This window comes from Rhodococcus spongiicola, from assembly GCF_004011835.1.
Lineage (GTDB): Bacteria > Actinomycetota > Actinomycetes > Mycobacteriales > Mycobacteriaceae > Prescottella > Prescottella spongiicola.
Genome location: NZ_RKLN01000003.1, coordinates 145,468 through 172,463, shown reverse-complemented (window position 1 = coordinate 172,463; position 26,996 = coordinate 145,468). Strand labels below are relative to the sequence as shown.

Sequence of the window (26,996 nt, the reverse complement as noted above, 5' to 3'; positions counted from 1 at the left end):
GCTCTCAGGGGGCTTGTAAATGAAGATGTCAGGATCTCGGGAACCGAACTCCAACGGTTCCGGTACTCCGGATCTTCCCGCCGAGGCGTTCCCGCTTTCCTCGGCCCAGCGGAGTATTTGGTTCGCACAACAGCTCACGCCTGGGGTACCGAACTTTGTCGCCCAGTACGTGGCTCTGCATGGCGACCTCGATCTGGACCTGCTCGATCGCTCCGCGGTAGCGGCGGCGGAGGAGTTCCACTCGCCGTTCCTGCGGCTCGTGGACGTGGACGGCGAACCCTGGCAGCTGGTCGACTACGACCAAGTCGTGTCGATCGGTCGAGTCGATCTACGCGATCAGGCCGATCCCATGGCCGCCGCGCACGAATGGATGAACCACGACTACTCCACAACCATCGACCTCACGCGGGACCGCCTGGTCGAGATGACCATCCTGCAGGTCGGAGACCGCGATTACCTGTGGTACACCAGGATTCACCATGTGGCCCTGGACGGCTACAGCGGCATGACGATGGCGAACCGGATCGCCGCCCTCTACACCGCGGCGGTGGAGAATCGCGAACCCGAACCGAACAAGCCACTCGATCTCCGGGAACTGCTCACCATCGACCGGAAATACCGGTCGTCGAGTCGGTTCCAGGCCGATCGCGAGTACTGGGCCGATCACATCGAAGGCATCGAAGGTGGCACCACGCTTGCGGACGCCGACGGTCCGGTGGCGGCCGTCGGTCTGCACGAGAGGGCGGCCCTGCCGGCCGCGGTGATCGACGCCCTCGAGTCGACGGATCGCCGATACCGGGCAACTCCGGCAGCGGTCCTGATCGCGGCCTTCGCGTGCTACCTGGCACGGATGACAGGGCGCACGGACGTGCTGGTCAACATGCCTGTCTCGGCCCGGACAACCGCCCCGCTGCAGCGGTCCGGCGGCATGCTGGTCAACGTCGCGCCCCTGAGGGCGACCGTTCTACCCAAAGACACCGTCGCCGACGTCGTCGGACGAATCCAACTCGAGTTGATGGGCGCCCTGCGGCACCAGCGCTGCAGCATCGAGGACATCCGCCGCGACGCCGGCCTTTCCGGCACGGCACGCGGACTGGCCGGCCCGATGGTCAACGTCATGCTGTTCAACCAGAACCTGACCCTGGGACCGATCGAGGGTGAGTACCACATCGTCACGTCCGGACCGGTCGAGGATCTGCTGATCAATTTCTTCCAGAGCGGGACCCCGGCAACGACTTTCGTCGAGTTCCGCGCCAATCCCAACAGGTACTCGCAGGTCGAACTGCAGACGCACCACCGTCGGTTCCGGGAACTGGTCGAGGAGTTCGTGCTCGCAGAACCGATGACCCGGGTCGCCGACATTCACGCCGAGAGCTCGGTCGTCGGCGCACGATTGCTGCGGACCGCAGCACAGCTGGAGTTCTGGTCCCGCGAGTTGGACGGGCTACCCGACATCCTGGCGCTGCCGGCGGACCGCCCCCGACCGAGCCGGCGGGCGCTCGACGGCGATCGAATCGACTTCACCATCTCGCCCGACACACACCGGGCAGTGGTCGAGATGGCCCGCTCACGGGGCTGCTCCGTGTTCGCGGTCGTCCACACGACGCTGGCGATCCTGCTCGCCCGGCTGGCCGACGTCGACGACGTCGCGATCGGGACACCCGTCGCCGGCCGGAACCACGCGGGTGAGTTCGTCAACACCTTGGCCCTGCGTACCCGCCTTCCCTCCGGGGTGAGGTTCGACGAGCTGCTCACCGATGTGTGCGCGTCGGAACACGCCGCGTTCCGTCACGCCGAGACACCGTTCGCGCAGCTGGTGGAGGCGCTGGACCGCACCCGCCAGAATGCCCACTCGCCGCTGTTCCAAGTGATGCTCGAGTTCCTCGACGGCCAGACCCCGCACCTGAGCACCGATGAGTTCGTGCTCCGGGGAACCTCGACCGGATCCGACCTCTCCGCGCTAGACCTGCGACTGTCCGTCCGGGAAGATTTCTCCGGCAACGGGGCCGGTGACCACGTGCCCGCCGGCATCGACGCCTACTTCACGTTTGCGACCGACATGTTCGATCGGGAGACGATCGAGGCGCTGTCGGAACGCTTCGTTCGCGTGCTCGACGAGGTGCTCGACGACCCCGCCGCCCTCGTCGCCGACATCGACCTGCTGGGCGACGACGAGCGTCGCTCGCTGTCCCGGGTATGGGGCGGAGACGGGGTCGCGCCCCGCACGCTCGCGGACCTCCTGCAGGCGGCGGCTCACCGGGATCCGGACCGGGCGGCCCTGTCGTACGAGGGTCGCGCGGTGACCTACCGAGAACTCGACGAGCGCTCGAATCGTCTGGCACGCATGCTGATCGCCCGGGGAGTGCGCCCGGAGTCGGTGGTGGCACTGTCGATGCCGCGCTCGCTCGAATCGGTGACCTCGGTGTGGGCGGTGGCCAAGGCCGGCGCCGCGTTCGTCCCGGTCGACCCGAACTACCCCGCCGACCGGATCCAGCACATGCTCACCGATTCCGGTGCAGTACTTGCGCTCTCGGTGACCGCGCACGCCGACGCGGTCGCGGACACGGTACCGACGCTGGTGCTCGACGCGGCGGGTTTCGCCGAGCAGGTGCGCCAGTGGTCCGGCGACGCGGTCACCGACTCGGACCGGTTGGCCCCGGTGCACATCGACAACCCGGCATACCTGATCTACACGTCGGGGTCGACGGGCACCCCCAAGGGTGTGACGGTCACGCACCGCGGACTGGCGAATTTCGCCGAGGACGAACGCACCCGGTATCGGGTCCGCCCCGAATCCCGCACACTGCACTTCTCGTCGCCGAGCTTCGACGCATCGGTGCTCGAGCTGATGCTCGCGTTCGGAGCAGGTGCGACGATGGTGATCGCGCCCCCGACGATCTTCGGTGGGGCCGAACTGACCGAGTTGCTGCGAGTCGAGCGGGTCACCCACGCATTCATCACCCCGGCCGCGCTCGGCTCGGTCGACCCGACGGCGCTCACCGATCTCGAGTGCGTCGTGACCGGCGGCGAGGCGTGCCCGCCGCACCTGGTCGAGCAGTGGGCGCCGCGGCACCGGATGTTCAACGCGTACGGTCCCACCGAGGCGACCGTGGTGTCGAGTGTGTCGACACCACTCGAGGTCGGTCACGAGGTCACCGTCGGCAGCCCGCCACTGGGCATCGGCGCGGTGGTCCTCGACAACCGCATGCGCCCCGTCCCGGTCGGGGTCGCCGGCGAGCTGTACGTCCACGGCGACGGCCTCGCCCGCGGATACCATCAGCGCAACGGCACCACCGTCGAGCGGTTCGTCGCCAATCCGTTCGGCGCACCCGGGGAGCGCATGTACCGAACGGGTGACTTGGTGCGCTGGAATCGTGACGGACAGCTGGAATACCTGGGCCGCACCGACTTCCAGATCAAGATCCGTGGGTACCGGATCGAGCTCGGGGAGATCGAGACCGCGCTGCGCTCGCATCCGGAGGTCGGGTTCGCGCTGGCCACCGGATTCGTCGGGCCGTCGGGTGAGACGCTGCTCGTCGGCTACGTCCAGCCCGACAGCAACCGGGAGCTGCGCGGCAACCGGGAGCTGCACGGTGCCGACGTCATCGCCTACGTCGCCGACCTCCTGCCGCCCCACATGGTCCCCGTCAGTGTGGTCGTCCTCGACTCGCTGCCCCTGACACCGGCCGGCAAGCTGGATCGTCGCTCGCTGCCGGAACCTCGATTCGACATCGGCAGGGGAGAGTTCCAGCCACCGACGACACTCGACCAGAAGAGGATCGCGGGGGTGTTCTCCGAGTTGCTCGGTGTCGAGCGGATCGGGATCACCGACAGTTTCTTCGACCTCGGCGGTAACTCGCTCACCGCCACCCGCATCGTCGCGCGCATCAACGCCACCCTCGGCACCGAACTCGGTGTTCTCGACCTCTTCGAGGCTCCGACCGTCGGCGAACTGGCCGCCCGCGTCGAGGAAGCCGGTCCCGGACACGGGGCACGGCCGCCGCTCGTGCCGCGCACGCCCGACGGCCCGGTTCCAGTGTCGCTCGCCCAGCAGCGGATGTGGTTCATCAACCAGTTCGACACCTCTTCCGCGGCCTACAACATCCCGATCGCGGTGCGCCTGCGTGGCGCGCTCGACGTCGCGGCCATGCGCGCGGCGCTCGGCGATGTGATCGAGCGGCACGCCACCCTGCGCACCGTCTTCCCGAACACGGCCGACGGCCCGATCCAGTCGGTACGGCCGGTGTCGGAGATCGTCGTCGACCTGGCCCCGGTCGATGTGAGCGAGGACGAGTTGCCGTCCCGCCTCACGGCGGCCGCCACCGGCGGATTCGACGTCTCCGTCGACCCGCCGGTCCGGACCGACCTGTGGCGGGTCGGCCCCGACGACCACGTGCTCACGCTCGTGGTCCACCACATCGCCGCCGACGGGATGTCGATGACGCCGCTCGCCCGCGACGTCATGATCGCCTACGGGGCCCGCGCCGCCGGCACGGCACCGGAGTGGTCCCCGCTCCCGATCCAGTACACCGACTACTCGCTCTGGCAGCGGGACCTGATCGGTGCGGAGGACGATCCGCACAGCGTCGTCGCCCGCCAGCTCGAATTCTGGCGCAATTCGCTGGCGGGGGTGCCAGACCTGCTGGAGCTGCCGACCGATCGGCCGCGTCCGCCGCAGCAGTCGATGCGAGGGGCAACCACCGAATTCACGATCGCGCCGCACCTGCACCGCCGGCTCCTCGACATCGCCGGCGAGAACGAGGCGAGCCTGTTCATGGTGCTGCACGCCGCGTTGGCGGTGCTGCTTGCCCGGATGAGCGGAACCACCGACATCACCGTCGGATCGCCGGTGTCCGGGCGCGGCGAGGCCGAACTCGACAACCTCGTCGGCATGTTCGTCGGGACGGTCGTGCTGCGCACGCAGGTCGAACCGACGTCGACGTTCAGCGACCTGCTCGCCCGGGCCCGCGCGACCGACCTGTCGGCGCTCGGCAACACAGACGTACCGTTCGAGCGCCTGGTGGAGGTGCTCGACCCGACCCGGTCGGCCGCCTATTCGCCGCTGTTCCAGGTGATGCTGGTACTGCAGGGGGACGACCGCAGCCGCTTCGAGCTGCCCGGTCTCACGGTCGAGGTGGACGAGGTCGACACCGGCACCGCGAAGTTCGACCTGCAGCTGATTCTCACCGAGTCCGCCGACGAGGCGGGACGTCCCGGTCCGATCGGTGCCACGTTCTCGTACGCGACCGACCTGTTCGACCGGGAAACCGTTGCGGCGGTTGCGGAAAGATTCGTCCGCGTGCTCGAGGCGATCACCGTCGATACCGCGGTGCGCATCGGCGACATCGACGTCCTCGTCGACGGCGAACCGGAATTGCTCCTCGGCGAGTGGAACGCCACCGAGCACGATGTCCCCGACGCGACACTCGTGGACCTGTTCGAGGCGCAAGCGCGCCGCACGCCGCACGCCGTCGCCCTCACCTTCGGCGACGACGAGATGACGTACGCACAGTTCGCGTCACGAGTCCACCGGCTCGCACGCGCGCTGATCGCGCGCGGCGTCGGGCCGGAATCCCGGGTGGCACTGTCGATGCGGCGCTCGTTCGACCTGCTGATCGGCATGTACGCGGTCGTCGAGGCCGGTGGCGCATACGTCCCACTCGACCCCGACCACCCCTTCGCGCGCACCGAGTACGTGCTCGACAGCGCCTCCCCGGTGTGCGTGCTGACCACCCGACGCGATCACGGCCCCCTGCCCTCCGACGCGGACGTGATCGAGATCGACCGCCTCGACCTCAGCGGCCACGACGACGGACCGATCCGGCCGGAGGAACGCCGCGGCAGCCTGAGCGGCGGCGACATCGCGTACGTGATCTACACGTCCGGATCGACCGGCCGCCCCAAGGGGGTCGCGGTCAGCCACTCCGCCATCGTCAACCGGCTCGCGTGGATGCAGGGCGAGTACCACCTCACCGCGTCGGATGTCGTCGTGCAGAAGACGCCGGCGACGTTCGACGTCTCGGTGTGGGAGTTCTTCTGGCCGTTGCAGACCGGAGCGAGCTTGGCGATCGCGGTCCCCGACGGCCACCGCGATCCGGCCTACCTGTCGCAGCTGATCGAACAGCGCCACGTCACGGTCGCGCACTTCGTGCCTTCGATGCTCGCGGCGTTCGTCGCGGACGCGCAGCCCGGACCCTGCCGATCGCTGCGGACCGTGTTCTGCAGCGGCGAGGCACTGCCACCGGCGACCGCGGCCGCATTCGCCGACTTCGCCGCGGCCTCGGGTGCGCGCCTGCACAACCTCTACGGTCCCACGGAGGCGGCTGTCGACGTCACCTACCGGGCCTACACCGGCGCCGACACGGTGTCGGTGCCGATCGGTGCACCGGTGTGGAACACCCAGGTGTTCGTTCTGGATTCACGTCTGCACCCTGTGCCCGCGGGCGTGCCCGGCGAACTGTATCTCGCGGGTGTCCAACTGGCCCGCGGCTACGTCGGCCGCCCCGATCTGACCGCGGAACGTTTCGTCGCCAACCCGTTCGGGGCACCGGGAACACGGATGTACCGCACCGGCGACGTGGTCCGCTGGCGGACGGACGGTGCGCTCGACTACATCGGCCGTACCGACTTCCAGGTGAAGCTGCGGGGTCTTCGCATCGAACTCGGCGAGGTGGAGGCCGCGCTGCTCGCGCGGCCCGGTATCGCGCAGGCCGTGGTCATCGTGCGCAGCGACGAGATCGTCGGCGAAGCGCTGATCGGGTATGTCATCGCCGAGCCGGGTGTGGACGTCGACCCGGTGGCGCTGCGTGAGGCGGCGCGTGAGTCGTTGCCGGCGTACATGGTTCCCGCGCAGATTCTCGTGCTCGACGAGTTCCCGCTGGGTGCGACCGGCAAGCTGGATCGACGTCGCCTTCCGGCTCCCGAATTCCGTTCCACGGAAACCGAGTTCGTGGCCCCACGCAATCCCGTCGAGGAAATCCTCGCGGCGACCTTCACGGACCTGGTCGGGGCTGCGCGGGTCGGCGTGTACGACAGCTTCTTCGACCTCGGCGGCAACTCGCTGACCGCGACCCGCCTGGTCGCGCGGATCAATGCGGCGCTCGACACCCGGATCGGGGTGCGGGACGTCTTCGACGCCCCGACCGTGTCGGCGTTGGCGATGCGGATCGAGGCGTCCGGTGCCCGGGGCGCGGACCAGCCACCACTGGTGGTGGGGGAGCGGCCGCCGACGGTACCGGTCTCGGTGGCCCAGAAGCGGATGTGGTTCATCAACCAGTTCGACACCGCATCCCCGGCCTACAACGTGGTGCTGCCGGTGCGCCTCGACGGTGAACTCGATCGCAGCGCGCTGCGCGCTGCGATCGCCGACGTCCTCGGGCGTCACGAGTCGCTACGCACCCGGTTCCCGATGGTCGAGGGCGAGCCGACCCAGGTGATCGTGCCCACCGCCGCGGTCGCACCGGATCTCGAGCCGGTCCCGACCACCGAGACGGAGGTGCCCGAGCGGATCGCAGAGTTCGCGTCGACCGGGTTCGACGTGACGATCGCCCCGCCGGTCCGCTCGATGCTGCTGCGGATCGGACCGCAGACCCACGTGCTCGTGATCGTCGTCCACCACATCTGCGCCGACGGGTTCTCACTCGCTCCGCTGGCGCGGGACGTGATGAGTGCCTACATCGCCCGCGTGGACGGCAGTGCGCCACAGTGGTCGCCGCTCCCGGTGCAGTACGCGGACTTCTCCATCTGGCAGCAGCAGGTCCTCGGCAGCACCGACGACCCCGACAGCCTGCTCTCGACACAACTCGCCTACTGGGCGCGGACCCTCGACGATCTGCCCGAGGTGCTTGCGTTGCCGACCGACCGGCCGCGGCCGGCGGAGCGGTCGATGCGCGGCGCCGTGCACCAGTTCCGGGTCGACGCGGACGCACACCGGAGGTTGGTGGCGATTGCGCACGGCCGGGGCTCGACGGTGTTCATGGCCGTCCACGCCGTCCTGTCGTCGTTGCTGGCCCGCCTCGGCGACACCGACGACGTCGCGATCGGGACCCCCATCGCCGGTCGCGGCGAGGCCGCCCTCGACGACCTGGTGGGCATGTTCGTCAACACCCTCGTGCTGCGCAGCCGGTTCGATCCGACCGCGACGTTCACCGAACTCCTCGATCGGGTGCGGGAGGTCGACCTCGAGGCCTTCCACCATGCGGATCTGCCGTTCGAGCGGTTGGTCGACGCCCTCGCCCCCGAGCGGTCGACCGCGCACTCGCCGCTGTTCCAGGTGATGCTCGAGTTCCGCAACAACGAACAGCCCCGCCTCGCGCTGCCCGGCCTGACGGCGACCGTCGTCGACGTCGGTACCGAGGTCGCCAACTTCGACCTGCAGCTGTCGCTCACCGAGGAGTTCTCCGAATCCGGTGAGCCCTTGGGGATGGCGGCCGGGATCACCTACGCCACAGACCTGTTCGATCGTGCCACGGTCGCACGGCTAGCCGAACGGTTCATCGCGGTGCTGAACGCGGTGACGACCGATCCGGGCCTGCGCGTCGGCGACATCGGTTTGCTCACCCCGACCGAGCAGGCAGACCTGGCGCCGGTGAGCGGTGGTGCCGGGGTGCCTGCGCGAACCCTGCCCGAGCTGCTCGCGGCCGCGGCCGCGGTGGACCCGGCCGCGGCCGCGGTGATCTTCGAGGACACCGAACTGTCCTACCGAGATCTCGACGCCCGATCGGATCGCCTGGCGCGACTGCTGATCGCTGGTGGCGTGGGCCCGGAGTCCGTGGTGGCGCTCGCGCTGGCGCGCTCGGTCGAATCGGTGACCGCTACGTGGGCGGTCGCCAAGGCGGGCGCCGCATTCGTGCCGGTCGACCCTAACTATCCTCCCGACCGGATCGCGCACATGCTCACCGATTCCGGCGCCCAGGTCGGTGTCACGACCACCGAGCACCGGGACAGCCTCCCGGGGTCGACCGAGTGGATCGTCCTCGACGCCGCGGACACCCGCACCCGGCTGCGGACAGAATCCGGTGGCGCCGTCACCGACGCGGACCGGTTGCGTCCGCTGCGGCTCGACGACCCCGCCTACCTGATCTACACGTCCGGATCGACGGGCACGCCGAAGGGCGTCGTGGTCCCGCACCGCGGACTGGCGAACTTCGCGGCCGAGCAGCGCTCCCGGTTCGGCGTGACGCCGCGTTCGCGGACACTGCACTTCTCGTCGCCGAGCTTTGATGCCTCGATTCTCGAACTGCTGCTCGCGATCGGCGCCGGCGCCACCATGGTCGTGGCACCGCCGTCGGTGGTCGGCGGCGACGAGTTGCGCGATCTGCTGCGGGAACGGGAGGTCACCCACGCGTTCGTCACACCCGCTGCCTTGGCGTCGGTCGATCCGGCCGGGCTGCACCGGATCGAATGCGTCGTCACCGGTGGGGAGGCGTGCCCGCCGGAACTGGTGGCGCAGTGGGCACCCGGCCGGCGCATGTTCAACGCGTACGGCCCCACCGAGTCCACCGTCGTCGCGAGCCTGAGCGAACCTCTCGCCGTGGGGGTTCCGGTGACCATCGGTCGACCGCCGATGGGGACGAGCGTCGTCGTTCTCGACGCGCGTCTGCACCCGGTGCCGGTCGGAGTTCCCGGCGAGCTGTACATCTTCGGGGCTGCCCTGGCCCGCGGTTACCACAATCGTCCCGGCACCACCGCGGAACGGTTCGTGCCGAACCCGTTCGGCGCACCCGGCACCCGCATGTACCGCACGGGTGATCTGGTGCGATGGAACGGGTCGGGCCAACTCGAGTACATGGGCCGCACCGACTTCCAGGTCAAGATCCGTGGGTTCCGCATCGAACTGGGCGAGGTGGAGTCGGCGCTGCGCCAGTACCCGGGGGTCGCGCACGCGGTGGTCACCGTCGACGGCTCCGGACCGGCGAGCCGGCTCGCCGGCTACGTCGTGCCCGAGGACCCCGCGGACACCGCTGCGCTCGATCCCGCCGAGATCTCGGCATTCGTCGGCACGTTCCTCGCGGCCTACATGGTGCCCTCCGCGGTGATGGTGCTCGAGGCGTTGCCGCTCGGCCCGGCCGGCAAGATCGACCGGAAGGCGTTGCCCGCCCCGGACTTCGGGGCGCGGGTGTCGACGGGACGGGCGCCGCGGACCGAGCGGGAGCGGCTGCTGGCCGACCTGTTCGCGGAGGTGCTCGGCCTCGACTCGGTGGGCGTGGACGACTCGTTCTTCGCGCTCGGTGGCGACAGCATCATGTCCATCCAGCTGGTGTCGCGGGCGAAGACCGCCGGCCTGCACTTCTCGCCCCGGGAGGTGTTCGACCACAAGACCGTCGCCGCGTTGGCGGCCGTCGCCGAGACCGGCGAGCGGGCGACGGTACTCGCCGAACTCGACGGCGGGGGGCTCGGCGAGGTGCCGCTGCTCCCGGTGACCCGCTGGCTGCTCGGTAGGGGCGGTCGCCACAACCGGTTCTCGCAGGCCGCGCTGCTCACCGTGCCCGCCGGGCTCGACGAGGCCACGCTCGCCGGAGCGCTGCAGGCAGTGCTCGACCGGCACGACATGCTCCGGGCCCGGATCCGTCCCGGAGAACACCGGTTGATCGTCCCGGCTCCCGGCACTGTGTACGCGGAGTGGCTGATCCGGCGCGTGGAGGTCGATTCGGCACCGGGCACCGACGACTTCGCCGGCGCTGTCCGCGCCGAACTGGATGCCGCGGAGGACCGTCTCGACCCCGCGGCCGGAGAAATGGTCCAGGTGGTGTGGTTCGACTCCCACCACGACGGCGGCCGACTGCTGATCGTCGTCCACCACCTCGTCGTCGACGGTGTGTCGTGGCGGATCCTGGTGCCGGACCTCGCGACCGCCTGGGCACAGCTCGCCGCCGGGGAACAACCCGATCTCGCGCCGGTCGGCACTTCGATGCGCCGCTGGGCGCACGGATTGCTCGACGCCGCACCCGAGCGCCACGCCGAACTCGAACGGTGGCAGGACGTGCTGTCCGATGACGATCCGCTCCTCGGTGCCCGACCGCTGGATCCGGCCGTCGACGTCGCGGCGACCGTGGACTCGGTCACCGTCGAGGTGTCCCCGGATGTCACCGAGGCGCTCCTGACGACCGTCCCCGAGGTCTTCCGCGGTTCCGTCAACGACGGGCTGTTGACCGCGCTCGCACTCGCGCTCGTGCGGTGGCGCCGAGAACGGGGACGTGACAGCGACAGAGCCGATGCGCTCGTGACCCTGGAGGGCCACGGCCGTGAGGACCGGGTGCTGCCCGGCGCCGACCTCGCGCGCACCGTCGGCTGGTTCACGACCCTGTTCCCGGTCCGGCTCGACCTGACCGGTATCGACATCGACGATGCCTTCACCGGTGGCCGTGGTGCCGGTGCGGCGGTCAAGGCGATCAAGGAGCAACTCCTCGCGGTCCCCGATCACGGTATCGGCTTCGGCATGCTGCGCTACCTCGACGCGGACGGCGAACGGGCACTGCGTGGCCTGCGTGCCCCGCAGGTCAGTTTCAACTACCTCGGCCGGTTCACCTCTGCCGTGCCCGACGACCAACGCGAGGCCGGCTGGGTGCCGACCGACGACGCGGACCTGGACATCCTCCAGGATGCGGACCTGCCGGCGGCGTCCGTTCTCGACATCAACGCCGTGACCATCGACGGCGCGGACGGCCCGCAGATCCGTGCCACGTGGGGCTTCCCGTCTGGGGTGCTCACCGCGCGCGATGTCGAGGACTTGGCCAGACTGTGGACCGGGGCACTGATCGCGCTAGCCCGACACGTGTCCCGGCCCGGAGCGGGCGGGGCGACCCCGTCGGATCTGGACCTGGTCTCGCTCGACCAGCACGAGATCGAGGCGCTCGAACATCGGTTCCCGGCCCTGACCGACGTGTGGTCGCTCTCGCCGCTGCAGTCGGGCCTGCTGTTCCACGCGCTGTTCGCCGACCGCTCCGTGGACTCGTACCTGGTGCAGATGACGGTCGACGTCCGCGGTGCGGACCCGGACCGACTGCGGCGGGCCGGCCAGGCGATGCTGAACCGGCACCCGAATCTGCGGGCGGCGTTCGTCCAGACCGAGGACGGCTCGTCGGTGCAGGTGATCCAGGACCCGGTGACCCTGCCGTGGACCGACATCGACCTTTCCGAACTCGACGAGCCGGAACGGGCCGACGCGCTGGCGCGCCTGCTGGCCGAGGACCGGACCCGACGATTCGACATGGCGAGCGCACCGCTGCTCCGTTTCACGCTGGTACGCACGGGCCCCGACGAGCACCGCCTGGTCCTGACCAACCACCACATCCTGCTCGATGGCTGGTCGACGCCGCTGATGATGCAGGAACTGCTCGCGCTGTACGCGACCGACGGGGACGCGACCGCCCTGCCACGGGTCGAGCCGTACCGCGACTACCTGGCGTGGATCGCCCAGCGGGACCGTGTGGACTCGGTGCGGGTGTGGGCCGATACGTTCGCGGGTCTCGAGGAACCGACGCTGCTCGCACCACTCGACCGGGCTCGCGAGCAGAAGACGATCCCGGACACCATCCAGACGGCGCTCGAGCCCGCCCTGACCGCGCGACTGGCGTCGATCGGGCGGCAGTGGGGCGTCACCCTGAACACGATGGTGCAGGCGACGTGGGCGATCGTGCTCGGGGCCCTGACCGGCCGCGACGACGTCGTGTTCGGCGCGACCGTGTCCGGGCGCCCACCGCAGATCCCCGGCATCGAAACGATGATCGGTCTGTTCATCAACACCCTGCCGGTGCGGGTGCGACTCGAGCCGAGCGAGTCCGTCGGTGAACTGCTGCACCGGGTCCAGGAGGAGCAGGCCAGTCTGCTCGACCACCACCACGTCGGCCTGACCGAGATCCAGGACGCCGTCGGTCCGGCCCTGGCGTTCGACACCTTGACCGTGTTCGAGTCGTATCCCGTGGACCGGACGGCCGCGCTGGACACCGACATCGCCGGACTGCGGCTGGTGCGTATCCACGAGAGCATGGATGCGGCCCACTACCCGCTGACCCTGGCCGCGAACGCCGACGACCAGCTGCGGATGAAGTTCGAGTACCTGCCCGAACTGTTCGACCGCGCGGAGGTGGAATCGATCGCCCGCCGCGTCACCCGCGTCCTGAGCAGCATTGCCGAGGATCCGCAGTGCCCGTTGGCCGGCCTGCGGCTACTCGACGACGACGAGTGGGCGGATCTGGTGCCGCTGCGGGGACGACCCGCACCGCCGGCCCGCACCTTGGCCGCCATGTTCGCCGATACCGCGGCCGCGAACCCGGACGTGGTGGCGCTCGTCTCCGACGACACCGAGGTGACCTACCGCGAACTCGACGAACGCTCGAACCGCCTCGCTCGCCTGCTCATCGAGCAGGGCGCCGGGCCGGAATCATTTGTCGCGCTCGGTATTCCACGATCGATCGAGTCGGTGACGGCGGCGTGGGCGGTGACGAAGACCGGTGCCGCGTTCGTCCCGGTGGATCCGAACTATCCCACGGACCGCGTCACATTCATGCTCGAGGATTCCGGAGCCGGCATCGGGCTCACCGTCGCGACCTCGCGCGGCCAACTGCCCGACACGGTGCCGTGGACGGTCCTCGACGCCCCCGACCTCGACGAGCAGTGTGCCACCCGATCGGCCGCGCCGATAACCGACGCCGATCGGCGCACACCGCTGCACCTGACGCACCCGGCGTACATGATCTACACCTCCGGCACGACAGGCCGCCCGAAGGGGGTCGTCGTCGCCCACAACGGCCTCGACAGCGTGGCCCACGAGTGCCGCACCCGCTTCTCGACGCGACCGACCTCGAGGACGTTGCACTTCTCGACGCCGAGCTTCGACGCCGCGATCCTGGACTACCTGATCGCCTTCGGCGCCGGCGCGACGATGGTGATCGCACCGACCACCATCTACGGCGGTGCCGAACTGGCCGATCTGATCCGCGAACGGCACCTCACCCACGCGTGGATCACGGCCGCAGCCGCCGCCACCATCGACCCATCCGACCTCGACGAGTTGACCGAGGTGGTCGTCGGTGGCGAGGCCGTGCCTCCCGAACTGGTTGCCCGCTGGGCGCACGGACGCCGCTTCTACAACGGCTACGGCCCGACCGAGACAACCATCCTGGCCAACATGAGCACACCCCTCGTGACCGGGGAGAAAGTCACGATCGGCCCGCCGGTCCACGGGGAGAGCGAACTGGTCCTCGACACGAGCCTGCGCCCGGTCCCGGCGGGTGTGGTCGGCGAACTGTACATCGCCGGCCCCGGCCTCGGTCGCGGCTACCACCGCCGGCCGGAACTTACCGCCGACAGGTTCGTCGCGAACCCGTACGGAGGGCCCGGTGACCGCATGTACCGCACCGGCGATCTCGTGCGGGTCGGCGCCGAGCACGCGCTCGAGTACGTCGGGCGCTCGGACTTCCAGGTCAAGATCCGCGGCTTCCGCATCGAGCTCGGCGACGTCGACAACGCGTTCGGTGACCACCCCGGCATCCGGTTCGCGGTCACCGTCGGCCGACCGGGTCCGACCGGCGAGACCGCACTGGTGACCTACGTGCTCCCGACCGTGGGAGCCCATCCGGAGCCCGGGGAGCTGCGCGACTTCGTCGCCGAACGACTGCCCTCGCAGATGGTGCCGTCGAGCATCATGATCCTCGACGAACTCCCGCTCACCCCGATCGGCAAGCTCGACCGACGGGCGCTGCCGGAACCGGAGTTCCTGCCGTCCGCCACGACGTTCCGGGCGCCGACGAACCCGACGGAGCAGACGATCGTCGACATGTTCGCCGAGATCCTCGGACTCGAGCGAATCGGCGTCGACGACAGTTTCTTCGACCTCGGCGGCAATTCGCTGATCGCGACCCGGTTCACCGCCCGGCTCGGCGCCGCGCTCGGCATCGATGTCGGGGTGCGCGCACTGTTCGAGGCGCCGACCGCGCATCAGCTCGCCCGCTGGATCGCCCGCGAGAGCGTGGAGGGTGCCTCGCGTCCGCCGCTCGTTCCGACCGACCGGCCCCATCGGGTGCCACTGTCGCTCGCGCAGAAGCGGATGTGGTTCATCAACCAGTTCGACACCGCGTCACCGGCCTACAACATCCCTCTCGCGGTCCGCCTGACCGGGGAACTCGACACCGGCGCGCTGCAGGCCGCGGTCCGTGACGTGCTCGAGCGCCACGAATCGCTACGCACGTACTTCCCGGCCACCGACGGGGAACCGCAACAGGTCATCGTGCCCGCCGCGCAGGCCGCACCGGACCTGGCGGTGATCGACGTTCCGCCGGGCGCGGTGGCCTCCCGGATCGCCGCGTTGATCAGCGACGGGTTCGACGTGACCACCGCGGTGCCGGTGCGTGCACAGCTGCTGCGGCTCGGACCCGCTGAGCATGTGCTCGCGATGGTGGTGCATCACATCTGCGCCGACGGGTTCTCGATGGCCCCGCTGTCCCGGGACGTGATGACGGCGTACCTGGCCCGGACGGGCGGCCACCTGCCGCAGTGGGCGCCGCTGCCGGTGCAGTATGCGGACTTCGCGGCGTGGCAGCGTGACGTCCTCGGCTCCGAGGATGACCCGGATTCGCTGGTGAGCCGTCAGCTGGCGTTCTGGAGGGACGCGCTCGTTGGTCTGCCGGAGGCGATCTCGCTGCCCACCGACCGCCCCCGTCCGACACGTCAGAGTTTCGACGGTGCCCGCGTGCACTTCGAAATCGGCGCCGACATCCACCGGTCGCTCGCCGCGCTCGCCCGCCGCGAGGGCGCCACGATGTTCATGGCCGCACACGCCGCCCTGGCGGTGCTGCTCGCCAAGCTCAGCGGAACCGACGACATCGCGATCGGCACCCCGATCGCGGGCCGCGGCGAAGCCGAACTCGACGGCCTCGTCGGCATGTTCGTCAACACCCTCGTGCTGCGCAGCCAGGTCGACGCGGCGGACGGATTCGCCGGCCTGCTCGCGCGAACACGCGAATTCGACCTCGCGGCCTTCGGGAACGCGGACCTGCCGTTCGAGCGGCTCGTCGACGTCCTTGCCCCCGAACGCTCGACCGCGCATTCGCCACTGTTCCAGGTGTTGCTCGAGTTCCAGAACAACGAGCTGCCCCGACTGGAACTGCCGGGACTGACCGCCGAGCCGGTCGAGGCCGAGCTGTCGGTCGCCAAGTTCGATCTGCAACTCACCCTGGCCGAACGGCACGACGAGCAGGGCGTCCCCGACGGCATGGACGCGGCGTTCACGTACGCGACCGACCTGTTCGACGCCGCCACCGTGCGCGATGTGGCGGAGCGGTTCGTCCGCCTGCTCGACGCGTTGACCCGCGACCCGCTCCAGCCGACCGGCGACGTGGAACTCACCGGGGTGCGCGAGCGGGCCACCATGCTGCGCGAGTGGAACTACCCCGGCCACCGCGCACCCGAGACCACCCTCGCCGACCGGTTCGCGGTTGCCGCAGCACGGTTCGCCGACGGCGGTGCCGTCACCTACAGCGGGGACGGCGGTGGCGTCGTTTCCGGCTCCGACGGCGGTGCTGTCATTTCCAGGGCGGAGACCGGCGGGCGGACACTGACCTACGCCGAACTCGACGCCCGCGCGAACCGCCTGGCCCGTCACCTCGTCGCACTGGGGGTCGGGCCGGAGTCGCTGGTCGCGGTGGCGCTGCCCCGGTCGATCGACCTGGTCGTCGCGCTGCTCGCGGTGGTCAAGGCCGGCGCCGGATACGTGCCGTTGGACGTGACCTACCCGGCTGACCGCCTCGCGTTCATGCTCGACGATTCGGCGCCGATCTGTGTCCTGACGACGGTCGCGGACGCCGACGCGATCCCCGAGACCCGGGTGCCGCTCGTCCGTCTCGACGCCGACGACGTCGCCGCCGCGATCGAGGCGTGCCCGGCCGGCCCGGTCACCGACGCCGACCGGCGCGTTCCGCTGCGCCCCGACGACGTCGCCTACGTCATCTACACGTCGGGGTCGACCGGCCGCCCCAAGGGAGTCCAGGTCACCCACCGCAACGTGCTGACCCTGTTCGAGAACACCGCCAACACGTTCGGGTTCGACGAAACCGATGTGTGGACGATGTTCCACTCGTATGCGTTCGACTTCTCGGTGTGGGAGCTGTGGGGTCCGCTGCTGTACGGCGGACGGCTCGTGGTGGTCGACTTCTACACGGCGCGGTCGCCCGAGATGTTCCTCGACCTGCTGCGTAGCGAGGGGGTGACCGTTCTCAACCAGACGCCGACCGCCTTCTACCAGCTCGCCGAGGCCGATCGGCTCGCGGCCGAATCCTCACCGCCTCTGAAGGGTCTCGCGCTCCGGTACGTGATCTTCGGTGGTGAGGCACTCGACCTGGGGCAGCTCGGACGGTGGTACTCGCGCCATCGGGACGACGCCCCGCAGCTGGTCAACATGTACGGCATCACCGAAACCACCGTCCACGTGACCCGACTCGAACTCGACCGCCCGTACGCGGCTGCCGCCAAGGCCAGCGTCGTCGGCCGCGCCGTCCCCGGTCTGCGGGTGATGGTCCTCGACTCGCGGCTACACCCGGTGCCGCCGGGCGTGACCGGCGAGATGTACGTCGCCGGCGACCAGCTCACCCGCGGCTACCTGGGTAGGGCCGCGCTCACGTCGGGCAGGTTCGTCGCCGACCCGCACGGTGCGCCCGGCACCCGCATGTACCGCACCGGTGACCTGGCCCGCTGGAACCACGACGGGCAGCTCGAATACCTGGGCCGCAGCGACTTCCAGGTCAAGATCCGCGGGTTCCGTATCGAACTCGGCGAGATCGAGTCCGCGCTGCTCGACTTCCCAGGGGTGGCGCAGGCCATCGTCACCGTCCGTCAGGAGGACCATGGTCCGGCGCGCCTCGTCGGGTACGTGGTACGCGAGCAGGGCGGCGTCGAGGTGGACCCGCAGGAGATTCTCGACCACGTCGGCGGCCAGTTGACGTCGTACATGGTGCCGGCGGCCCTGATGGTGCTCGACGAGCTGCCGCTGACCGCGAACGGCAAGCTGGACCGAAAGGCGCTGCCGGAACCGGACTTCGGGCTGCGGACCACCGCGAGCCGCGATCCGCAGACCGAGGCCGAAAGGGTCCTCGCCGAGCTGTTCTCCGAGGTCCTCGGTGTCGACTCGGTGGGCGTGGACGACTCGTTCTTCGGACTCGGTGGCGACAGCATCATGTCCATCCAACTGGTGGCGCGCGCGAAGACCGCGGGCCTGCAGCTGTCGCCGCGGGACGTGTTCGAGCACCGGACCGTCGCCGGACTGGCGGCAGTCGCCGGGGTCGGAGACCGGGAGCCGGCCACTCGGCTCGAGGAACTTCCCGGTGGCGGCGTCGGCAAATTCCCGGCCACGCCGATCGTGCGGTGGCTCCTCGCACGCACCGACGACGTCCGCCGATACACCCAGAGCGTGCTGTTGACACTGCCGCCGAGGGTCGACGAGGACCAGCTCACCCGCACCCTCCAGGCCGTCGTGGACCGCCACGACATGCTCCGCGCCCAGCTCGACACATCCGGCGACCCGACGATCCAGGTCCGGCCCGTGGGGGCCGTGGCGGCCGCCGAAGTGCTCCTGCGGGTCCCGGTCGACACCCTGTCCGGGGCCACCTTCACCGACGCCGCGCAGTCCGAACTCGACGCCGCCGCCGGACGTCTCGATCCGGCGGCCGGGAACGTGCTGCAGGCAGTGTGGTTCGACGCCGGTGCCGCGGGCGGACGCCTGTTGCTGGTCGTCCACCACCTCGCGGTCGACGGCGTCTCCTGGCGGATCCTGGTGCCCGACTTGGCGTCCGCGTGGTCGCAGATCGCCGACGGCGCCGTCCCCGAACTCGCACCGACCGGAACGTCGATGCGACGGTGGGCACACGGCCTCGTCGACACCGCGGTCGGAGGGGCCCCGGGCCGGGACCGGGAACTCGACCTGTGGCGTTCCGCCCTGGCGACCCCCGATCAAGTCATCGGGTCGCGGCCGCTCGATCCCGAGGTCGACGTCCACGGCACCGTCGAGAAGGTGACGGTCGACCTGCCGGCCGCGGTGACCGAGGCGCTGCTGACCACCGTCCCGCACGCCTTCCGCGGCAACGTCAACGATGCACTGCTCGCGGCGCTCGCCATGGCCCTGACCAGGTGGCGGCGCACCCGCGGCCACGACACCATGACCGCGCTGGTCAACCTCGAGGGCCACGGCCGCGAGGACCAGGTGGTGCCCGGCGCCGACCTGGGCCGCACGGTCGGCTGGTTCACGACGATCTTCCCGGTCCGGCTGGATTTGGCCGGGATCGACCTCGACGACGCGTTCGCCGCCGGGCCCGCTGCCGGTGCCGCGATCAAGGCCGTCAAGGAGCAGCTGCTCGCGATCCCGGACCACGGCATCGGGTTCGGAATGCTCCAGTACCTCAACCAGCAGACCGGTCCCGTGCTCGCCGACCTGCCGGTGCCGCAGGTCAGCTTCAACTATCTGGGCCGGTTGGGCGGCATCGCGACGGACGGCTCGGCCGCAGGCGTCGGCTGGCTTCCGGTCGGCGACATCGAACTCGACGACGCGCCCAGCGCCACCATGCCTGTCGCGAACGTGCTCGACATCAACGCGATGGTGAGGGACACCCCCGACGGGCCACGCCTGCAAGCCACCTGGGCGTACCCGAGCGGTGTCCTCGCCGCGGTCGATGCCGGTGAACTCGCGGACCTGTGGGTGCGGGCCCTGGGCGGACTGGCCCGGCACGCCACCCACCCCGGTGCCGGCGGACTGACCCCGTCGGACCTGGATCTGGTGCGCCTCGACCAGCGGGCCATCGACGACCTCGAACACCGTTTCCCGAACCTGACCGATGTCTGGTCGCTGTCGCCGCTGCAGGCCGGGTTGCACTTCCACGCCGTCTACGCCGAGGAGTCGGTCGATTCCTACCTCGTACAGCTGACGCTGTCGCTGGGCGGCGTCGTCGACGCCGACCGGTTGAGGCGGGCCGGCCAGGCTCTGCTGGACCGGCACCCGAATCTGCGGGCGGCCTTCGTCTCGGTCGACGGCGCCGGGGGGCCCGTCGGTGCGGTCCAGGTCATTCCGGAGCGGGTCGAGTTGCCGTGGGTCGAGGTGGACCTGTCGCGCCTGGATGCGGGGGCCCGCGACCGGCGCTACGCCGAACTCACTCTTTCCGACCGGCTCACCCGGTTCGACCTCGAGGTCGCTCCCGCGGTCCGCATGACGCTCGTCGACATGGGTGGCGGGGAACGACGCCTGATCGTCACGAACCACCACATCCTGCTCGACGGGTGGTCGACGCCGCTGCTGATCCAGGACCTGTTGGCGTTGTACGTCACCGACGCCGACGCGTCCGCGTTGCCCCGCGTCCATCCCTACCGCGATTACCTGGCCTGGATGGCCCGGCAGGACACCGCCGCCTCGACGGCCGCGTGGCGGCGCGCGCTCGCCGGTCTCGAGGAGCCGAGCCTGCTCGCGACGAACTTCCGCATCGACGGCGCCTCCACCGGCACCGACGAACTCGAGATCACGCTGTCGGCCGAGCAGACGGACGCGCTGCGCTCGCTGGCCCGCGAACGCGGCGTGACACTCAACACCGTCGTCCAGGCCGCGTGGGCGATCGTGTTGAGCGCCTTGACCGCCCGCAGCGACGTCCTGTTCGGTGGCACCGTGTCCGGACGGCCGCCGCAGATCCCCGGGATCGAGTCGATGGTCGGTCTGTTCATCAACACCCTCCCGGTGCGCGTCACCCTCGACGCCTCCGAGACGCTCGGTGAGCTCCTCGACCGGGTCCAACGGGAACAGACCGCACTGCTCGACCACCACTACCTGGGACTGGCGGACATCCAGAAGGCGACCGGACCGGCCGTAACCTTCGACACCCTGACCGTGTTCGAGTCGTACCCGATGGACCCCACCGCGCTCACCGCCGACACCGACCTCGCGGGGATGAACGTCACCGGGTTCGGTGGTCGCGACGCCGCCCACTATCCGCTGTCGCTCGTGGCCTCGGCGGTCGACCGGTTGAACTTCAAGTTCGAGTACTTCCCGGAGTACTTCGACCGTGACACCGTCGCATCGATCGCAACCCGGGTCGCCGTGGTGCTAGACCATCTCCTGGCAGAACCCGAACAGCCCCTGTCCCGGCTCGACCTGCTCACCGAGTCCGAGCGGATCGGCCTGGCGCCGGTGCTGGGCGAGCCCGGCGGGTCCAGCCGGACCCTGCCGGAGATCTTCGCCGATGCAGCAACCGCCGATCCCGACGCGGTCGCGCTCACATTCTCCGGCCGCGAGGTGACCTACCGCGACCTCGACACCCGCTCCTCGCAGATCGCACGCGTCCTCATCGACCAGGGTGTCGGACCGGAATCATATGTAGCGCTGGGTATCCCGCGATCGATCGAGTCGGTGCTCGCGGTGTGGGCGGTCGCGAAGACCGGTGCCGCGTTCGTGCCGGTCGACCCGAACTATCCCCTCGAGCGGATCGAGTACATGCTCGCCGACTCCGGTGCCGGGCTCGGACTGACCGTCGCCGCCCACCGGCGACAGCTTCCCGACACGGTCACCTGGCTCACGCTCGAGGATCCCGGCTTCGCCGCCGCCTGCGCGGACCGCCCCGACACCCCGATCGCCGACGTCGAGCGCACCGCCCCGCTCGGCCTCGACCATGCCGCATACGTCGTCTACACCTCCGGATCCACCGGCCGCCCCAAGGGTGTCGTGGTCACCCACCAGGGTCTCGACAACTTCGCCATTGACCAGCGGGAACGGTTCGGTGCGACCGCGCAGTCGCGGACGCTGCACTTCGCGACCCCGAGCTTCGACGGCGCGGTGTTCGAGTACCTGCAGGCGTTCGGGGCGGGCGCAACGATGGTCATTGCCGAACCCACGGTGTTCGGCGGCGCGGACCTGGCCCGGCTCATCGCGTCCGAGAAGGTCACGCACGCGTTCGTGACCACCGCGGCGCTCGCGACGGTCGACCCGACTGGGCTCGACGAGTTCAGCCAGGTCACCTTCGGTGGCGAGGCGTGCCCGCCGGACCTCGTCACCCGGTGGGCGCCCGGCCGGGACCTCCACAACGCGTACGGGCCGACCGAGACGACGATCATGTCGAACATCAGCGCCCCCATGGACATCGGCGACCCGATCACGATCGGCGGCCCCATCCGGGGCGTCGGGGAACTCGTCCTCGACGGGCGACTCCAACCGGTTCCGGTGGGCGTCCCCGGCGAGCTGTACATCACCGGGCTCGGGCTCGCGCGCGGCTACCACCGGCGCCCCGGGCTGTCCTCCGAGCGATTCGTCGCCAACCCGTTCGGCAAGCCGGGGGAGCGGATGTACCGCACCGGCGACATCGTGCGCTGGCGCCCGGATCGCACGATCGAGTACGTCGGACGGACGGACTTCCAGGTCAAGGTCCGCGGCTTCCGCATCGAGCTCGGCGAGATCGACGCTGCCCTCATGGGCGATCCCGCAGTGAGCTTCGCGGTGACCCTCGGGGTGCCAGGCCCGGCCGGCGACACCGTCCTGGCGTCGTACGTGGTGCCGAACCCCGGTGCCACGGTGCACACGCCGACGGTCACCGACCGGTTGGCGGGGCACCTGCCCGCGCACATGGTGCCCTCGTCGATCATCGTGCTCGACGAGATTCCGTTGACCCCGGTCGGCAAGCTGGACCGCGCCGCCCTGCCCGAGCCGGAATTCGCGTTCGCCATCGGCGAATTCCGTGCTCCGACCAACCCTCTCGAGTACACGCTCTCGGACATCTTCTCCGAGGTGTTGGGAGTGGAGCGGATCGGCACCGACGACAGCTTCTTCGACCTCGGTGGCAACTCGTTGACCGCGACCCGCGTCACGACGCGGCTGAGCGCGGTCCTCGGCGTGGACATCCCCGTGCGGGCGCTGTTCGAGGCCCCGACGATCCACGGTCTCGCGCAGTGGATCGCGCGGGAGCGGGAGACGGCCACCACGTACGGCCGGCCGGTTCTGTCCCGCCGCGAACGCCCCGACCGGATCCCGCTGTCCCTGGCGCAGCAACGGATGTGGTTCATCAACCAGTTCGATACCGCGTCGGCGGCCTACAACATCCCGCTGGCGGTCATGCTCACCGGCAATCTCGACGTCCCGGCCCTGCGTGCGGCAATGGCGGACGTGCTCGAACGGCACGAGTCGCTGCGTACCTCGTACCCGACCGTAGACCAGGTGCCGACGCAGCACGTCGTCCCGGTCACCGACGTGCTCACCGATCTGGCCCCGGCGACCGTGCGGGACGAGAAGGAACTGAACGAGCGCATCGCGGCGTTCGCCTCGACCGGATTCGACGTCACCACCGCGCCGCCGGTGCGTGCGCAACTGCTCCGAATCGGTGAGGACCAGCACGTCCTGGTGATCGTCGTTCACCATATCTGCGCCGACGGCTACTCCATGGCCCCGCTGGGCCGGGATGTCATGGCGGCGTACACCGCGCGTGCGGCCGGCACCGCCCCGCAGTGGGCGCCGATGCCGATCCAGTACGCTGACTTCACACTCTGGCAGCACGAACTGCTCGGCTCGGACACCGACCCCGATTCGCTGCTGAGTCGCCAACTCGCCTTCTGGACCGCGGAACTCGCCGGGGTGCCCGATGTGATCCAACTGCCGACCGATCGGCCACGGCCGGTCCAGCAGTCGTTCCGGGGTGGGCGCGTCAACTTCCGGATTCCCGCTGACGTTCATGCCCGGCTCACCGAACTCGCGCACCGCCACGGTGCCAGCATGTTCATGGCGATGCACGCCGCGCTCGCCACGCTGCTGGCTCGCCTGGCCGACACGGACGACATCGCGATCGGTACTCCGATCGCCGGCCGCGGCGAGGCGGCGCTCGACGATCTGGTCGGCATGTTCGTCAACACCCTGGTGTTGCGGACCCGCGTCGGCCATGCCGAATCGTTCGACGAGATCCTCCGGCAGGTCCGCGAATCGGACCTCGCCGCGTTCGGCCACGCCGAGGTCCCGTTCGAACGGCTCGTCGAGGAAATCAACCCGCCACGCTCGACGTCGTACTCGCCGCTGTTCCAGGTCTCGATCGAGTTCCAGAACAACGAGCGGCCCCGACTCGAGTTGCCGGGCCTCGTCGTCGAGGGTGTCGGTATCGACTCTGAGGTCGCGAAGGAGGACCTCGAATTCGTTCTCGCCGAGGAGTTCACCGACGACGGTTCGCCGAACGGGGTCGCGGCGTCGCTGGACTTCGCGACCGACCTGTTCGACGAGACCACCGTTTACAGCTTCACGGAACGGTTCGTCCGCATCCTGCGGGCTGTCACCGACGATCCCGGGCGGGCCGTCGGCGACATCGAGATTCTCGACTCGACGGAACTGTCGGAACTCGCGCCCGCCGCCGGCGCCACCGCCGTCTCACCGCACCTGTGGCCCGAACTGCTCACGAGTGCCGCGGCGATAGACCCGGACGCTCCCGCGCTGTCGTACCAGGGCCGTACCGTCAGGTACGGCGAGCTCGACGAGCAGTCGAACCGGCTCGCCCGAGTCCTCGGTGAGCGCGGGGTGGGCCCGGAGACGTTCGTGGCACTGGGCATGCCGCGCTCGATCGAGGAGGTTCTCTCGATCTGGGCAGTCGCGAAGACCGGCGCCGCCTTCCTCCCGGTGGACCCGAACTATCCGGCGGAGCGGATCGCGTACATGCTGACCGATTCCGGCACCAGGATCGGCTTGACGACCGCCGGACTGCGCGAACGGCTGCCCGACACGGTCCCGTGGCTCGTTCTCGACGACGGCGAGCTCAATGCCCGCATGGCAGCGGTGTCCGCCGCGCCGATCACCGACGACGACCGCACCGCGTCACTGCACTTGGCCCACCCGGCGTACCTGATCTACACGTCGGGATCGACGGGTCTGCCCAAGGGCGTGATCGTCACCCACCGGGGCATCGGCAACCTCACGGAGGAGGAACGGCGCCGTTTCACCGTCACCCCGCAGTCGCGGGTCTCGCATCTGGCGTCCCCGAGCTTCGACGCCTCGCTGTTCGAGATGATGATGGCGTTCAGCGCCGGTGCCCACCTGGTGATCGTGCCGCCCACCGTGTACGGCGGAACCGAACTGGCCGAACTGCTCTCGCAGGAGCGCGTCACCCACGCCTTCATCACACCGACCGCGCTCGCGTCGATCGAGGACGAAGGGCTCGAGGCGCTGCAGGTCCTCGCGGTCGCCGGTGAGGCGTGCCCACCGGAACTGGTGTCCAAGTGGGCTCCGGGTCGCCGGATGTTCAACGGGTACGGGCCCACCGAGACCACGATCCAGGCCAGCGTCAGCGAGGCCATGCAACCGGGGGAGGTCGTCAACATCGGCGGCCCGGCCATCGGTTTCCGCGAGGCCGTCCTCGACGGGCGCCTGCGTCCGGTCCCGGTCGGGGTACCCGGCGAACTGTACATCTCCGGCCCCGGCCTGGCCCGCGGCTACCACAACCGGCCCGGCCTCACCGCGGAGCGTTTCGTCGCCAACCCGTTCGGCGCGCCGGGGACCCGGATGTACCGGACCGGCGACGTGGTGCGGTGGCGGCCGGACCACACCATCGAGTACATCGGCCGGTCAGACTTCCAGGTCAAGGTCCGCGGCTTCCGCATCGAGCTCGGCGAGATCGACGCGGTCCTGACCCGGCATCCGGCGGTCACGTTCGCGGCGACGCTGGGTCACGCCGGACCGTCGGGCGACACCCTCCTCGCGTCCTACGTCCGTCCGGTCGAGGGCCACACCGTCGAATCGCGGGAGTTGCGGGTGCACGTGGCGGCCCAGTTGCCGGCCCACATGGTGCCCTCGGCGATCGTGGTGCTCGACGAGATCCCGCTGACCCCGGCCGGCAAGCTGGACCGTCGTGCCCTGCCTGCGCCTGAATTCACCTCGCTCACAGCGGAGTTCCGGCCACCAACCACCGCGACGGAACGAGCGGTGACCGAGGTCTTTGCGGACGTGCTCGGTGTCGATCACGTCGGCATCGACGACAGCTTCTTCGACCTCGGCGGCAACTCGATCACCGCGACCCGCGTCATGTCCGAGCTGCAGTCCAGGGTGGGCCGACAGATCCCGCTCCAGACGATGTTCCTGGACCCGACGCCGGCCGGGCTGGCCAAGCGGATCGACCTGCCCGTCGGCTACCTCGGGCACGGCGAATCCCCGGTCGACGACGCGCTCGGCGTGATGATTCCGCTGCGGCCCAAGGGTGCCCGGCCACCGCTGTTCTGCGTCCATCCCGGTATCGGATTGTCCTGGGGGTACGCCGGACTCGTCCAGTACCTGGCAAAGGACCGGCCCGCGTACGGGCTGCAGCTGCCGCTGCTCAGCGGTGGACCGGACTTCGACTCCGTGCAGCAACTCGCGCACCGCTATGTCGAGGAGATCCGGGTCGTGCAACCCCACGGCCCGTACCACCTGCTCGGGTGGTCGCTCGGCGGTGTCATCGCGCACGCGATAGCCGTCGAGCTCCGCAACGCCGGCGAGGAGGTCGCGACCCTGGCCATCATGGACAGCTACCTCACCGAGGACGAGGAAGAGCCCGGCCCGCTGACGGTGGCCGAACTCCTCGAGGGCCTGGGCCTGGATCTGACCCCGTACGGTGACGTCCGCGAGTTGACCTATGCACGGGCCGTCGAACTGCTCGACGAGTCCCTCGGGCAGGAGTCCGGGCTGACTCCGGCACACCTGAAGCGGATCAGCGAGGGCTTCACGACGTCCGCCCGGATCATGAACCGCTACTCACCCGGCGTCTTCGACGGGGACCTGCTGTTCTTCACGGCAGGCCGGGGTGACGGCAACGGTCAGGCCGCGCCGGAACATTCACCGCAGGTGTGGCAATCCGCGATCACCGGGCGAATCCGCGAGTTCACCATCGACTGCGAACACAACCAGATGATCGAGCCCACCGTCCTGGCCGAGATCGGTCCGATACTCGAGGACTACCTGGTCGAGCACTGACTCTGCGGAACGCCGAAAAGGTGCATGTCACACGAAATTCCGCAACGCGACGGGTCGCGACCGATCCTCA

1 protein-coding gene is annotated in these 26,996 nt (G+C 69.7%); it reads left to right on the top strand.

The annotated features are described in order from the left end of the window. Positions 1–19 precede the first annotated feature (19 nt). Complete coding sequence (locus EF834_RS08860) at positions 20–26,926, top strand: non-ribosomal peptide synthase/polyketide synthase (RefSeq protein ID WP_127946859.1); 26,907 nt, start codon at positions 20–22, stop codon at positions 26,924–26,926. Positions 26,927–26,996 lie beyond the last annotated feature (70 nt).

What these genes read in the sequence shown, in the direction of transcription:
- EF834_RS08860 (WP_127946859.1), top strand. Translation starts at nt 20, where the DNA reads ATGAAGATGTCAGGATCTCGGGAACCGAACTCCAACGGTTCCGGTACT.